General features: G+C 64.1%; 6 protein-coding genes. All 6 read left to right on the top strand.

The window, feature by feature from the left end:
• Positions 1–116 precede the first annotated feature (116 nt).
• Positions 117–3,440: a maltose alpha-D-glucosyltransferase gene (gene treS / locus QCE88_RS33200; protein ID WP_409018296.1), complete on the top strand. Its 3,324-nt coding sequence runs from the start codon at positions 117–119 to the stop codon at positions 3,438–3,440.
• Positions 3,427–5,652 carry a 1,4-alpha-glucan branching protein GlgB gene (gene glgB / locus QCE88_RS33195; protein WP_309909586.1) on the top strand — a complete coding sequence of 742 codons (2,226 nt, stop codon included), beginning with the start codon at positions 3,427–3,429 and terminating at the stop codon, positions 5,650–5,652. Before treS ends, glgB begins: the two co-directional genes overlap by 14 nt.
• A 1,103-nt stretch (positions 5,653–6,755) precedes the next feature.
• A complete protein-coding gene (glgX, locus tag QCE88_RS33190; protein ID WP_309909585.1) occupies positions 6,756–8,981 on the top strand; it encodes a glycogen debranching protein GlgX in 2,226 nt (741 codons plus the stop codon).
• Positions 8,982–9,055: 74 nt separating this feature from the next.
• Entirely contained in the window at positions 9,056–10,975 is a 1,920-nt protein-coding gene (gene treZ, locus QCE88_RS33185) for a malto-oligosyltrehalose trehalohydrolase (protein ID WP_309909584.1), read from the top strand.
• Positions 10,972–13,167, top strand: coding sequence for a 4-alpha-glucanotransferase (gene malQ / locus QCE88_RS33180; RefSeq protein ID WP_309909582.1), 2,196 nt, complete (start codon positions 10,972–10,974; stop codon positions 13,165–13,167). The genes treZ and malQ overlap by 4 nt, the downstream gene beginning before the upstream one ends.
• Positions 13,164–16,103, top strand: coding sequence for a malto-oligosyltrehalose synthase (gene treY, locus QCE88_RS33175; protein ID WP_309909581.1), 2,940 nt, complete (start codon positions 13,164–13,166; stop codon positions 16,101–16,103). Before malQ ends, treY begins: the two co-directional genes overlap by 4 nt.
• Positions 16,104–16,594: the final 491 nt, after the last annotated feature.

Genomic DNA, 16,594 nt, shown 5'->3' with positions numbered 1-16,594 from the left:
AACCGATATCGGCGGGCCCGACAGAACATTGGAGCGAAACCGTGGATACAAGGGTGAAGCGCAACAAGAAGGCGTCGATTCTCAACGACGATCCGCTCTGGTACAAAGACGCGATCATGTATCAGGTTCACATCAAGTCATTCTTCGATGCGAACAACGACGGCATCGGCGATTTTCCCGGCCTGCTCGCGAAGCTCGACTACATCGCGGAGCTGGGCGTCGATGCAATCTGGCTGTTGCCGTTCTATCCGTCGCCGCGTCGCGACGATGGCTACGACATCGCCGACTACCGCAACGTGCATCCGGACTACGGCACGATCGCGGACGTCAAGCGCTTCATCCAGGAAGCGCACGCACGCGGCATTCGCGTGATCACCGAACTGGTTATCAACCATACGTCGGACCAGCATCCGTGGTTTCAGCGCGCGCGCCATGCGAAGCCCGGCTCGGCGCACCGCAACTACTACGTCTGGTCCGACACGGACAAGAAGTACGAAGAGACGCGCATCATCTTCATCGATTCGGAGCCGTCGAACTGGACGCATGATCCGGTCGCGGGCCAGTACTACTGGCACCGTTTCTATTCGCACCAGCCGGACCTCAACTTCGATAATCCAGCGGTCCTGAAGGAAGTGCTTTCGGTGATGCGCTTCTGGCTCGACATGGGTATCGACGGCCTGCGGCTGGACGCGGTGCCTTACCTGGTCGAACGCGAAGGCACGAACAACGAAAACCTGCCGGAAACGCACGACATCCTGAAGAAGATCCGCGCGACCATCGACGCCGAGTATCCGAACCGGATGCTGCTCGCGGAAGCGAACCAGTGGCCGGAGGACGTGAAGGAATACTTCGGCGATGAAGACGAATGCCACATGGCGTTCCACTTCCCATTGATGCCGCGCATCTACATGTCGATTGCGAGTGAAGACCGCTTCCCGATCACCGACATCATGCGGCAGACGCCGGACCTCGCCGAGACCAATCAATGGGCGATCTTCCTGCGCAATCACGATGAACTCACGCTCGAAATGGTCACGGACTCCGAGCGCGATTACCTGTGGAACACCTATGCGAGCGACCGTCGCGCGCGTTTGAACCTCGGCATTCGCCGCCGGCTCGCGCCGCTGATGGAACGCGACCGTCGGCGTATCGAACTGATCAACTCGCTGCTGCTCTCGATGCCGGGCACGCCAGTCATCTATTACGGCGACGAGCTCGGCATGGGCGACAACATCCACCTGGGCGACCGTGATGGCGTGCGCACGCCGATGCAATGGTCGTCGGACCGCAACGGTGGTTTCTCGCGCGCCGATCCCGAACAACTGGTGCTGCCGCCCGTGATGGGCTCGCTCTATGGCTATGACGCGGTCAACGTGGAATCGCAGAGCCGCGATCCGCACTCGCTGCTGAACTGGACGCGCAAGATGCTCGCGGTGCGGCGCTCGAAACATGCGTTCGGGCGCGGCACGATCCGTTTCCTGCGGCCCGCGAACCGCAAGATCCTCGCGTATGTTCGTGAACTCGAAGGCGAGCCGCCGATCCTGTGCGTGGCCAACCTCTCGCGCGCGCCGCAGGCGGTGGAGCTGGACCTGTCGGAGTTCGCTGGCTCGGTGCCGCTGGAAATGACCGCCGACTCGCCGTTCCCGCCGATCGGCCAGCTGACCTATCTGCTGACCTTCCCGCCGTATGGCTTCTTGTGGTTCCAGCTGTGCCCGGGCAACATGCGGCCCGCGTGGGCGCAGGCGCCGTCCGAGCAGTTGCCGGAATTCGTCACGATGGTGATCCGCGCCGGCCAGACCGGACCGACGCCCGAGAACGTGCGCCTGCTCGAATCCGAAGTGTTGCCGAGTTATCTGAGCAAGCGCCGCTGGTTTGCGTCGAAGGATCAGAAGCTGCATGCGGTGCGCCTCGCCGCGTTGACGACGATCGAGAACGCGGGCTTTGCCTTCACCGAAATCGAAGCCGATGTCGGCGATCACTGCGAACGCTATGTGCTGCCGCTGTCGATTGCATGGGGCACGGAAACCACCTCGCCGCTGTACATGCAGCTGGCGCTGGCGCGCGTGCGCCGCAATCGCAACATCGGCCATTTGACCGACGCGTTCTCGGTGCCGCAATTCGCCTACGGCGTGCTGCGCAAGCTCAAGGAACGCGCGGTCGTGCCCACCGTGCAGAAGAGCGAGATCCGCTTCCTGCCGACGGAACGCCTCGACCAGCTCGACTTCAATCCGGCCCAGCCGCCGGAAATCCGCTGGCTCGCGGCCGAGCAGAGCAACAGCTCGCTCGTGGTCGGCGATACCGTCGTGCTCAAGCTGGTGCGGCGCGTGGTCGGCGGCATTCATCCGGAAGCGGAGATGAGCCGCTATCTGACGAGCCTCGGCTATGCGAACACGGGGCCGCTGTTTGGCGAAGTGGTGCGCGTCGATCCGGAAGGCGTGCCGCATACGCTCGTGATCCTGCAGGGCTTCATCGACAACCAGGGCGATGCGTGGAACTACGCGCTCGACTATCTGCGCCGCACGGTCGATGAACTGGCTGTGGTCGTCGAAAACGACGAGAACACCCAGGAACGCGATGCACAGGCCGAGGGCTTCACCGGCTACGCGAACATCGCGGGCGTGATTGGCAAACGGCTGGGCGAACTGCACGTCGCGCTCGCGAGTCCCACTGACGACGCGGCGTTCGCCCCGCAGCGCGCCAGTGAGGAAGACGTGAAGAACTGGAGGGACGGCACGCTGAAGCTGCTGGAATCGGCGCTGGATATCGTGGCGCAGAAGATCGGCGAGTTCAACGAACACGACGCGTTCCTTGCGCAGAGCCTGCTGGACCGGCGCGACATGCTGATCGAGGCCGTGAAGAAGCTGGTTGCGCCGTCCGCTGATGCACTGTGCATTCGCATTCACGGCGACTTCCACCTGGGTCAGGTGCTGATGGCGCAGGGCGATGCGTATCTGATCGACTTCGAGGGCGAACCGGCGCGCGCGCTGGACGAGCGCCGCAGGAAGACGAGCCCGCTGCGCGACGTGGCTGGCCTGATGCGTTCGCTGTCGTATGCGAGCGCTGCGGCGCAGTCGACCACGGAAGTGGCGCCGGCGTTGACTGCGGACCGCAAGCGCGCGTTGTTCGAACGGCTGCGGGCGATTGCCGAGGAAAGCTTCTTGCGCGAGTACATGGAAGCCATCGCCGCGTCGCCTGAACAGATCGCGGCTGAAGATGTCTTCGAACCCTTGCTCGATCTCTTCCTGATCGAGAAGGCCGCCTACGAAATCCGCTACGAAGCAGCGAACCGGCCGACCTGGATCGGCCTTCCGTTGCGGGGTCTCGCGTCGCTCGCGAGCCGCCTGCTGGGCGACACGGGCGAACCGCCCGCACCTGGCACGCGACCTGTGTACGGAGCAACCAAGGACAATCCGGATGGAACCCACCATGAACAATCGTAGCGATCCGGCGGATACCAGGAATCCGGCGCACGGCCTCAATCCGCTCGATATCGACGCGCTCGTCGACGCGCGCCATCCCGACCCCTTCTCGATGCTCGGCATGCATCAGACGGATGTCGGCCACGTTGTGCGCGCCTATCTGCCGGGCGCATCGGGTGCGAGCGTCGTCGATGCGGCGAGCGGCGAGCATCTGGGCGCGCTGACACGGATTCACGACGCGGGACTGTATGCGGGCTTCGTCGAACGGCCTGCGGCTTACCGCCTGAAGGTCGACTGGCACGGCACGCCGCAGGAAACGCACGACGCCTATTCCTTCGGCCCCACGCTCTCCGATGAATGGCTGACGCGTCTGTCGCACGCCGATCCCTATGCGGTGCTCGAGTGCCTGGGCTCACGGCCGGTCACGCATGGCAACGTGGCGGGCGCGCGCTTTGCCGTGTGGGCGCCGAATGCACGGCGTGTGTCGGTGGTGGGCGACTTCAACACCTGGGACGGCCGCCGTCATCCGATGCGTCTGCGTCACAACGCGGGTGTGTGGGAACTGTTCATTCCGGGCATCGGCGCGGGCACGCGCTACAAGTACGAGATTGTCACGCGCGACGGGCATACGCTGCCGCTCAAGGCCGACCCGTGCGCGATGCAAAGCGAGAAGCCGCCTTCGACGGCTTCGGTGGTTGCGGATGCGGATGCCATAGAACATTACGCGTGGACCGATTCCGACTGGATGGCCTCACGCGGCGGCAAGCAGACGGCCCAGTCGCCTATCACGATCTATGAGGCGCATGCCGAATCGTGGCTGCGCGTGCCGGAGGAAGCCAATCGCGGCATGAACTGGCATGAACTGGCGGAGCGTTTGATTCCGTATGCGAAGGGCATGGGGTTCACGCACCTCGAATTCATGCCGATCGCCGAGCATCCGTTTGGGGGCTCGTGGGGTTATCAGCCGCTTGGGCAGTTTGCACCTTCAGCGCGCTTTGGCACGCCGGAGCAGTTCGCCGAGTTCGTGAACCGCGCGCACGAGGCGGGACTGGGGGTCATCATCGACTGGGTGCCGGCGCATTTTCCGAACGATGCGCATGGACTGGTGCAGTTCGACGGCACGCCGCTCTATGAGCACGCGGATCCGCGCGAGGGCTATCACCAGGACTGGAACACGATGATCTACAACCTCGGACGCAACGAGGTGAGCGCGTTCCTGCTTGCATCGGGTCTGGCGTGGCTGAAGCGCTATCACGTCGACGGGCTGCGTGTGGACGCGGTGGCATCGATGTTGTATCGGGACTATTCGCGCAAGGCGGGTGAATGGGTGCCTAACATTTATGGTGGACGTGAGAATCTCGAATCCATTGCGTTTCTCAAGCGTCTCAATCATGAAGTGCGGCAGATTCCTGGTGCGATCACGATTGCGGAAGAATCGACAGCGTGGCCTGGGGTGACGGCGAGCGTCGAGAGCGGCGGACTGGGTTTCGACTTCAAGTGGAACATGGGGTGGATGCACGACACGTTGCATTACATGGAGGAAGACCCGGTTTATCGCCAGTACCACCATCATCTTTATACGTTCGGGATGGTGTATGCGTATTCCGAGCGCTTTGTGCTGCCGTTGTCGCACGATGAAGTGGTGCATGGCAAGGGCTCGTTGATTGGCAAGATGCCGGGGGATCGGTGGCAGAAGTTTGCCAATTTGCGCGCGTACTTTGGCTTCATGTGGACGCATCCGGGGAAGAAGCTGTTGTTCATGGGCGGTGAGTTCGGGCAGGTTGCGGAGTTCAATCACGATGAATCGCCGCATTGGCATTTGCTCGATGACACGCTGCATGGTGGGCTGCAGAAGTGCGTGCGCGACTTGAATCTGCTTTATACGGGTGAGCCGGCGTTGCACAAGCTGGATAGCGATCCGCGCGGGTTTGAATGGATCGTCGGGGATGACAATGGGAACAGTGTGTATGCGTATCGGCGGACGGATGCCGAGGGGCGCGATCTGGTTGTTGTTTGCAACATGACGCCGGTGCCCAGGCTGGCTTATCGGATCGGCATGCCGCGGGCTGGGCGCTGGAGTGAAGTGTTCAATTCGGATGCTTCGGTTTATGGAGGCTCGAATCTTGGGAATGGCGGGGTCATTCATACGGATGACTATCCGAGTCACGGGAAGGGGCAGTCGGCGGCGTTGACGTTGCCGCCGTTGGCGACGGTGGTTTTGCGGGCCGATTAGAAATTGGGGGTTGGGCGGGGCTCTTCGCTCTGGGCCTTCGCTTGGTTTGTTTCTGCTTGCTTGTGCTTCTATGGACTTCCTGCATTCATGTCGGTCTATTGGGACTGCCCCTCCCCGGGGCGGGGGTAACTTTCTTTGCGGCTGCAAAGAAAGTCACCAAAGAAAGCAGCTTTCTTATCGCCCAAGGTCCACTTAGCGGCGTGACACAGAACTGCCTCACTGGCCCGGCACTAGCGAGTGCCCTCATAGGCCTCACCGGGCGTGGATCGCGGACCCACCGTGAAATCGCACCACTGAACAGACTGGTGCAGCCATTGAAAGCGCCGGCCCAGCGCTACGCGCTGCCGAAGGGTATGCAAGGGAAACCAACGAGGGGCGGGGCGGTACAGTGAGATGGACGCGTTAGCCGAGATTGATGGGTCAGCAAGCAAGCACCGGCAGACCCGATGGACCGGACGGCGGCGCGTAGCGCAGCGCCGGAGCTTTGAGGGGCTGTACCAGTCTGTTCAGTGGTGCGATTTCACAGTGGGTCCGCGATCCAAGCCCGGTTGGGCCTATGAGGGCACTCGCTAGTGCCGGGCCAAAAACAAGGTTCTGTGCTGCGCCTGTAACTTGACCTTGGGCGGGAAGAAAAGCTGCTTTCTTTGGTGACTTTCTTTGCAGCCGCAAAGAAAGTTACCCCCGCCCCGGGGAGGGGCAGTGCTAATAGACCGACGTGAATGCGGGAAGTCCATGGAAGCGTATGGCAGACACAAAGAACCATGCGACGGCCAAGAGCGAAGAACCCCGCCCCGGGGAGGGCCAGTGCCAACAGACCGACGTGAATGCGGGAAGTCCATGGAAGCGTATGGCAAGCACAAAGAACCACGCGACGGCCAAGAGCGAAGAACCCCGCCCCGGGGAGGGGCAGTGCCAACAGACCGTCCATAGAAGCGCAAGCAAACATAAACCAGCGAACCACAAACCGCGCGCTATCGAACAGACAAATCCCCTGCGATCAGCAGTAAAGAAACCCAAACCCACAACCCAAAACCGCACCGAAACAAAGGCATAAACTTAACCCCTGCCGAACCGGCAGAAACTAAAAAACGAGGACGGGGCACATGGCAAATGCACTTCCCGACAAGTTGCTCCCTGGCGCGCCCTATCCGCTCGGAGCCAACTGGGATGGACTAGGCGTCAACTTCGCGGTGTTCTCATCAAACGCACATCGCATCGAGCTGTGCCTCTTCGACAGCACAGGCCGCAAAGAACTGATGCGCTTCGACCTGCCCGAATGCACCGACGAGGTGTGGCACGGCTATCTCCCCGGCGCGCATCCGGGCACCGTCTACGGCTTCCGCGCCCACGGCCCCTATCAGCCGCAACACGGCCATCGCTTCAATCCGCACAAGCTGCTGCTCGATCCCTACGCGAAAAAACTCGTCGGCCCCTGGCGCTGGTCGGACGCGCTGTTCGGCTATCGCGTCCATTCGAATCGCCTCGACATGTCCATGGACCGCCGCGATTCCGCCCCCGCCATGCCCAAGTGCATCGTCACCGACGACGCCTTCGACTGGTCGCGCGACGTCCGCCCCGACACGCCATGGGGCGAAACCATCATCTACGAAACGCACGTGCGCGGCACCTCGATGCTGCGCGACGATATCCGCCAGCACGAACGCGGTTCGTTCGCGGCGCTCTCGTCGCCGTGGTTCATCGAACATCTGCAGAAGCTGGGCATCACGGCCGTGGAATTCCTGCCAGTACACGCGTTCCTCAATGACCGCTTTCTCGTCGAACGCGGCCTCAAGAATTACTGGGGCTACAACACCGCCGCGTTCTTCGCGCCAGAGCCGTCGTATCTGTCCACCCACCGGCTCAACGAAATGCGCATCGCCGTGCGCCAGTTGCACGCGGCAGGCATCGAAGTGATCCTCGACGTCGTCTACAACCACACCTGCGAAGGCAACGAACTCGGCCCGACGGTCTCGTGGCGCGGCCTCGACAACGCCAGCTATTACCGCCTGATTCCCGGCGACGAACGCCATTACATCAACGAGACCGGCTGCGGCAATACCGTGAACCTGTCGCATCCGCGCGTGCTGCAAATGGTCATGGACTCGCTGCGCTACTGGAGCACGGCGTTCAACATCGACGGCTTCCGTTTCGATCTCGGCGTCACGCTCGGCCGCGAAGGTCATGGCTTCGATCCCGGCTCCGGCTTCTTCGACGCCATCCGCCAGGATCCGATCCTCTCCACCCGCAAGCTGATTTCCGAGCCGTGGGACATCGGACCGGACGGCTATCAGGTCGGCAACCATCCGCCCGGTTTCGCGGAGTGGAACGACAAGTATCGCGACGGCGTGCGCCGCTTCTGGCGCGGTGACGCCGGCATGCGCCCGGATCTCGCCGCGCGGCTCACGGGCTCGGCGGAACTGTTCAACCGGCGCTTTCGCAAGCCCTGGGCGTCGGTCAACTTCGTGGCGTCGCACGACGGCTTCACGCTCGCCGATGTCACCGCCTATTCGCAAAAACACAACGAAGCGAACCAGGAAGGCAACAACGACGGTCACAACGAGAACTGCAGCGCGAACTGGGGCGTGGAAGGCGCAAGCAACGACCCCACCCTGCTTGATGTCCGCGCCCGTCTTGCGCGTTCGATGATTGCCACCACCATGCTCTCGCTCGGCACGCCGATGATGCTGGGCGGCGACGAATTCGGCCGCACCCAGCGCGGCAACAACAACGCCTACTGCCAGGACAACGAGATCTCGTGGATCGACTGGGCAGCGGCGGCGCGCCCGGAAGGCGCCGAGATGACGGAGTTCATCGCGCGGGTTATTGCGCTGCGAAAAAACTACCCGGTCCTGCGCGAAACGCGCTTTCTCTACGGCGATCGTGAGGTGCTCCCCGGTCTCTACGATGTCAGCTGGTTCGACGAACGCGGCAACGCGCTTGCCATCGAGGCGTGGCAGGATCCCGAAGGACGCGCGCTGACGCTGCGGCGCGCGGGGCCGGGCGTCGACGGCAAGATCGACGTGCTGCTGCTCATGTTCAATGCATCGGCCCAGCCGCTCACCTTTGCACCGCCCGCGCCGCACTTGGAATGGAATGTGCTCCTCGATAGCGCGGAACCCGACGCGATCACGCGGCCGCTCGTGGGGAGCGAACTGGAGGTGGCCGCGCACAGCATCGTCGTGCTGCTGGCCGAGCCCACCGGCGAGGCGGACTGGCAGGCGGTATGGATGGCAGGCGCGCATCAGGGGCCGCGTCTTCTGACCGCACTGCCGCCCGATCCCGGCACGATGTCCCCGCAACGCGCGCCTGACGCCGATCCGTCCCATTGACACGCGGACCGCGCAGGGGCGCGGAAATCGTCGAAACACACTGCATTGCAGTCACGAGAACCAGGCAAGCCATCATGTCCGAACGTCCGATCGATCCGCACAAGCATCACCATGCGTATTGCCTTCCTTTCGGCGCTCATTTGACGGGCGCAGCGCGCGAACATCCGCGCACGCGCTTTCGTTTCTGGGCGCCGTCGCGCGAGTCCGTTCAAGTCGAGATCCAGCACGCAGGCGGCACGCCCGAGCGAATCGACATGCAGCCCACCGGCGACGGCTGGTTCGAAGCGGAAGCCGATGGCGGTGCCGGCACGCTGTATCGCTACCGGCTCGACGAGGATCTGGCCGTGCCCGATCCCGCCTCGCGCTTTCAACCCGAGGATGTGCACGGCCCGAGCGAAGTGATCGACCCGCGCGCGTATCGCTGGACCCATACGAACTGGCATGGCCGGCCCTGGGAAGAGACGGTGCTGTATGAACTGCACGTCGGCGCAATGGGCGGCTATGCGGGCGTCACCGCGCGCCTGCCCGAACTCGCGCAACTGGGCGTGACGGCCATCGAACTGATGCCGCTCAATGACTTCTCCGGCAGCCGCAACTGGGGCTATGACGGCGTGCTGCCGTACGCGCCGGACTCGTCGTATGGCCGCCCTGACGAACTGAAGCAGCTGGTCGATACCGCGCACGGATTGGGTCTGATGGTGTTCCTCGACGTGGTCTACAACCACTTCGGCCCGGACGGCAATTACCTGGATGCGTACGCGAAGACCTTCTTCCGTGAAGGCGTGCATACGCCGTGGGGACCGGCGATCGACTTCGAACGGCCTCAGGTGCGCGACCTGTTCTTCGACAATGCCCTGTACTGGCTCAACGAATATCGCTTCGACGGCCTGCGCCTCGATGCGGTGCATGCAATCAACGACGACGAGTGGCTGCGCGAGCTGTCGCAACGCATTCGCAGTACGGTGGAGTCTGGCCGGCATGTGCATCTCGTGCTGGAGAACGAACACAACACCGCGAACCTGCTGGAATCGCACTTCGAAGCGCAATGGAACGATGACGCGCACAACACGCTGCACGTGCTGTTGACGGGCGAGAGCGAGAGCTACTACGGCGCGTACAGCGACCGTCCCATCGAGAAGCTGGCGCGGATCCTCACCGAAGGCTTCGCGTATCAGGGCGATCCGTCGCCGATTCACGACGGCAAGCCGCGCGGCGAGAAAAGCGCGCATCTGCCGCCAACCCGCTTCGTCATGTTCCTGCAGAACCATGATCAAGTGGGCAACCGTGCGATGGGCGACCGTCTGCGCGCGCTGACCGACGACGAAGCGCTCTACGCGGCGACGGGCCTGCTGCTGCTTTCGCCGCAGATTCCGCTGCTGTTCATGGAGGAGCAATACGGCTCGACGCAGCCGTTCCTGTTCTTCACCGACTATCACGACCAGCTTGCCGACGCAGTGCGCGAAGGCCGTCGCAAGGAGTTTGCGAAGTTCTCCGCGTTCAGCGATGAAAAGCGCCGCGCGCAGATTCCCGATCCGAACGACATCAAGACCTTCGAGATGTCGTCGCCTCATGCGACCAGCAACACCGCCAATTCCACCCACAAACAGGATGAGGAAGACCGGCTCGCCTGGCTGCACTTCTACCGGTCGGCGCTGACGGTGCGCGCGAAGCTCGTCACACCGCGCCTGAAGGGAGCGAAGGCGTTGGGCGCGCAAGTGCTCGGCGAGAAGGCGTTGATCGCGCGCTGGAAACTCGGCGACGGCCAAACGCTGACGGTGGCACTGAACCTCGATGAAGCGCCTGTCGCGCTCGGCGAGACGCCCCAGGGCAAGCTGATCTTCGAGACCCCCGCGCGTGCGCAGGATCGCGGCCGCGACGGCGAACTCGGCGGCCGCACCTTCCTCGCGTGGCTGACCGGCGACGTGAACGAATACGCAATCGCGCATGATGCGCGCCGCTTCGAACCGGCGTCGGCCGAGGGGAAACGCCTGTGAGCGCCGCCGACAAATTCGCTCCCGGTTCGCCGAGCAGCATCGAAACCCTCGCGGCGCGCGCCGGCTTCGAGGTCGAATGGCAGGACGCGCACAAGGCCATGCGGCGCGTGCCCGAAACGACGCTGCGCATCCTGCTGGAAAAGCTCGGCCTGCCCTGCGGCAATGCCACGCAGATCAAACAGAGCATGAGCACCATCGATGCCGAAACGAGCGGCCGCAAACTGCCGCCGCTCATCACGGCCGAAGTGGACCGCGCCATCGCGCTGCCGGTGTCGGCGGCAAAGTCGGGGGCGCGCTATCGCATCGAACTCGAAAACGGCGCCGTGATCGACGGGCGATTCACGTCGCCGAAGGGCGAGACCGCGCTGCTCTCGCCCATCGCCGAGCCGGGCTATCACACGCTCGTCATCAACGACCATCGCACAACGCTGGCCGTCGCGCCCGCGCGCTGCTACACCATCGACGACGCCTGGCGCGCGCTCGCCGATGACGCCGAACACGCGCCGCCGCTGTGGGGCGTCGCGGCCCAGGTCTATGGCCTGCGCCGCAACGGCGACGGCGGCATCGGCGACTTCACCGCGCTTGCCGCGCTCGCCACGCAAACGGCCCGGCGCGGCGGTCATGCCGTCGCCATCAGCCCGATGCATGCGATGTTCAGCGCCGAGCCGAACAAGTTCAGCCCTTACTCGCCGTCGTCGCGGCTGTTCCTCAACGTCGCGCACGTCGATCCCGCCGCCGTGCTCGGCGCGCCCGCCGTGCGCGCCGCCATCGAACATGCCGGTCTCGCCGATGAACTCCGCGCGCTCGAAGCACTGACGCTGATCGACTGGCCGCGCGCCAGCCAGGCGCGCCTCGCCATTCTTCGTGCGCTGTTCGACACCTTCTCGCAGGATCACGACTCCGCTTTCGCGAAGGACTTCGCCACGTTCGTCGAAGAAGGCGGACGCCCGCTCGAAGACCACGCGCGTTTCGAGGCCTTGCAGGCCGCGCAACTCGCCGCGAACGGCGAAGGCCACTGGCGCAACTGGCCCGAGGCGTTGCGCGATCCGCGCAGCGAGGCGGTTGCCGAGTTCGCCCGCGCCAATCGTCGGGAAGTCAACTTCCATCTCTTCACGCAATGGCTTGCGGCGAAAGGGCTGCTGCATGCCCAGCACGCCGCGCGCGATGCGGGCATGGCGGTGGGACTCGTCGCCGATCTCGCCGTGGGCTGCGACAGCGCCGGCAGTCACGCCTGGTCGTATCGCGATGAAATGCTCACCGGCGTCTCCGTGGGCGCGCCGCCCGACCTGTTCAATCAGGCGGGCCAGTCGTGGGGACTCACCACGTTTTCGCCGCGCGCGATGCGCACGCAAGGCTTCTCCGCGTTCATCGACATGCTGCGCTGCGCCTTCAAATGCGCGGGCGGCATCCGGATCGATCACATTCTCGGCTTGCGCCGCCTGTGGCTCGTGCCGGAAGGCGAGAGCGCGAAGGACGGCGCCTATCTGCGCTATCCGCTGGAAGACCTGTTGCGGCTAATCGCGCTGGAATCGTGGCGGCATCGCGCGATCGTGGTCGGCGAGGATCTTGGCACGGTGCCGCCTGGTTTCACCGAACGTTTGCAGGAACATGGACTGCTTGGCATTCGCGTGCTGTGGTTCGAGCGTGAAGTGGGCGGACCCGGTTTCAAGCCGCCGCGCGAATGGGACAGCGGCGTCACCGCGACGACCACCACGCACGATCTGCCGACGGTCGCCGGATGGTGGCGCGGCGAGGACGTCGTGTGGCGCTCGAAGATCGGCCAGACAATGGCGCGCGCCGACGGCCGCGATGCGGTGGAAGTAGCGCTGGAAGAGCGTGGTGAAGATCGCGAACATTTGTGGCGCGCGTTCCAGGACGCAGGCATTGCGCCCGCCGACGTCGCTGCGCCCGATCTCGACAACGCGCCGGTGGACGAGGCACTGGCCTTCGTCGCCGCGACGCCCGCGCCGCTCGTCACCTATCCGCTCGAAGACCTTCTGGCGCTGGTGGAGCAGCCCAACCTGCCCGGTTCCATCGACGAGCATCCGAACTGGCGCCGGCGGCTGGCCCTGCCCGTGGATGAACTGTTTCTGGACGACGCCTTTGCCGACCGGCTGCTGGCCGTCGATACCGCGCGCAAGCGTTCCGCCCAACCGAACGAACCCACTTCGAATCCGACCGACTCACCATGACCGTTCCGCGCTCCACGCTCAGGCTCCAGCTGCACAAGGATTTCACCCTCGATCACGCCGCCGCGCTCGTGGACTACTTCGCGTCGCTCGGCGTGAGCCATGCGTATGTGTCGCCGATCACGACCGCCACCGCCGGCTCGACGCATGGTTATGACGTCGTCGATTACACGCGGATCAATCCCGAACTCGGCGGCGAAGACGCGCTGCGGCGTTTCGTCGAGAAGCTTCGTGCGCACGACATGGGCCTCATCGTCGATATCGTGCCGAACCACATGGGCGTGGGCGGCTCGGAAAACGCGTGGTGGCAGGACATTCTCGAATGGGGCCGGCACGCGACGCACGCGCGCTTCTTCGATGTGGACTGGCACTCGCCGGACCCCGCGTTGCGCGGCAAGGTGCTTGCGCCGTTCCTCGGCGCGTCGTATGGCGACGAGTTGCAGGGCGGCAAGATCAAGCTCGACTATCGCGCGGATGAAGGGCGCTTCGTGATCGCGTATTACTCGCACGTGTTTCCGGTGTGTCCGGTCGACTATCCGGCCGTGTTCCAGGAAGCGCCCGAACTGGCGCAGCGCTTCGCCGGTCTCACGACGCAACCCGCCGACCAGCCGCGCGCCGCCGATGCCCGCACGGCCCTCGTCACGATTGCGGGAACGGAAGGTGGCAAGGCCGCGATCGAGGCCATTCTCGCCGCGCATTCGCCCGATACGCCCGCGGGCCGCGACCGGCTGCATCGCCTGCTGGAACGACAGCATTACCGGCTGGCCTGGTGGCGCACGGCCGCCGATGAAGTGAACTGGCGGCGCTTCTTCGACGTGAGCACGCTGGGCGGCGTGCGCGTCGAGCGTCCCGAAGTGTTCGAGGCTTCGCATGCGCTGATCTTCCGGCTCTTCACCGAAGGGCTGATCGATGGCGTACGCGTCGATCACGTGGACGGCCTCGCCGAGCCGCGCGAATATTGCCAGCGTCTGCGCGCGCGGCTCGAAGAGTTGTCGGCCACGCGTCCCGAGGCATTGAGACATGGCAACGGCCATACCTACTTCGTGGTCGAGAAGATTCTCGGACGCGGCGAACCGCTGCGGCGTGACTGGCAAGTGGACGGCACGACCGGGTATGACTTCATGAACGACGTCGGCGCGCTGCTGCACGATCCGGCCGGCGCCGAACCGCTCGCGGCACTCTGGGCGGAACTGACGGGCAGGAGCGCGAGCTTTGCGGAAGAAGCGCTCAGCGCGCGCCGCAAGATTCTTGCGGAGAACCTCGCGGCAGAACTGGATCGCGTGACGCGCGCATTGCACCGGATTGCGCGCGACGCGCAGAACACGCGTGATTTCGCCTTCACGTCGATTCGCCGCGTGGTCGCGGAACTGGTCGTGCACTTTCCGGTGTATCGCATCTATCCGCTGGGCAGCGTGCGCAGCGCCGAAGACGAACGCTTCTTCTCGCAAGCGCTGGACGCCGCGCGAGCGACGCTCTCGAGCGCGGATCATGTCGTGCTCGATCAGGTCGCGCAATGGCTCGGCGGCAAGCTGCCCGACGAAGCGCCGCAAGAGCCGCGCGCCGAGCGCAGCGAGCGTGGACGGGAACGCGCGGCGGAGCGCAACCGAAATCATGCTCAAGCGCAAGGCCAGGCGCAGGCCGGACAGAATGCGCAGCCGCCGTCGAGCGGCTCTCAACGCCGCGCCGCACAGACCTTGTTCTCGCAACTGACCTCTCCAGTGGCGGCGAAGGCGGTCGAGGATACGGCGTGTTATCGCTATGGCCGGCTCATCTCGCGCAATGAGGTCGGCGCTGATCCGGGCGAGTTCGCGTTGTCGGTCGCGGATTTTCATGCGGGCAACCAGGAACGTTTCGCCGCATTTCCTCACGCGATGTTGTGTACCGCCACGCACGATCACAAACGCGGTGAGGACGTACGCGCCCGCATCGCGGCGCTGAGCGAGATCCCGGATGAATGGGCCGCGACGCTGCGGCAATGGTCCACGCTGAACACGCCGCTACGGCGCGGCGCGAACGGCGGCCTGGCCGAAACCGGCGACCTCAACGACTGGGCGCCCGGACCCGCCGCGGAAGCGATGCTCTATCAGACGCTCGTCGGTTGCTGGCCGCTCACCCTTGCACCCGATGATGAAGCTGGCGTTCATGAACTGGCGGAACGCGTGGCACAGTGGCAATTGAAGGCGCTGCGCGAAGCCAAGCTGCGCACCAGCTGGTTCGCGCCGGATGAAGCCTATGAACAGGCATGCAAGGAGTTCCTGTTCGATATCGTCTCGCCGCAAAGGCGCAATGGTTTTCTACGGGAACTGTCCGCGTTCGTCGCCCGGCTCGGGCCGCTGGGCGCCGTGAACAGCTTCCAGCAGACGCTCCTGCGTCTGACGGCGCCCGGCGTGCCGGATCTGTATCAGGGCACCGAGCTATGGGACTTCAGCCTCGTGGACCCGGACAATCGTCGGCCTGTCGATTTCGACTTGCGACGCACATGGCTTGCCGAAATCGAGGAGAAAGGCGCGCCTTCGGAACAGATCGGCAACTGGCGCGACGGACGCGTGAAGCTGGCTGTCGTGCGGCGCGCGCTGGCGTTGCGCAAGCACTGCGAGTCGCTGTTCGCGCAGGGCGAGTACATTCCGCTCGAAGTAACGGGCGCACAGGCCGGACAGGTGATTGCCTATGCGCGGCATGCGGGCAGCGCGTTTGCAGTTGTCGTCGCGACGCGGCTTGCGGCGCCCTTGCTCGATGCAGATGCAGACGTTCCGCTGGTCGCAGCAGAGCGTTGGGGCGATACGGCCATCGTGCTGCCGGAAGCGCTGCACTCGCGTGCGCTGTTCGACTGGCTGAGTCCGAATGCGCCGAAAGCCGAAGGCGCGCAACTCTTCGTGCGCGACGCATTGGGTGCGATGCCGGTGGCCTTGCTGGTGGAAGAAGGCGTGCCCCGGCCTTGAGCATGTCATGGCGTGCGCGATGCCGGCCGAGGCATCGCGCCGCTCATGCTGACGGCTCTCCCTTGAATTCACTTCCACAGCAGCGGCTCACCGGGTTTCGACTGCGCGACGCGGGTTGTGAAATCCTCGAATCTCGGCGGATCAGCCCGGATGTCATTCAGCACGAGCTATTCGTGCGACGGTGGCGCGCACTCCCTCCGCAAGGGTCCGCTCTGCTCTCAGAAGGCGTGAAATGCCGACGCCCACCTCCTCTCCCGTACTGTTCCATCCCCGAGCGTTCGCGTTGACAAACGCCGCCGACGGTCGTGCTTCCCGCGGTGGACCATCGAACACGAACATGCCATATGTCTGCGAGTGTTGATCGATAAACACTTCGTGGTGAGCGATTCGTGTTGGATCGCGCAAGACTGTGCGCCATGGGCCGGAGTGTTATTCATTGTTATCGTACCCGGACCCGGTCGCACGGCTTAGCCCGCGACACTAATCGACAT

It is taken from the genome of Caballeronia sp. LZ035, assembly GCF_031451175.1.
In the GTDB taxonomy this organism is placed as follows: Bacteria; Pseudomonadota; Gammaproteobacteria; order Burkholderiales; family Burkholderiaceae; genus Caballeronia.
Note: the sequence above shows the minus strand (reverse complement) of the source record. Positions and strands in the feature narration are given on the sequence as shown.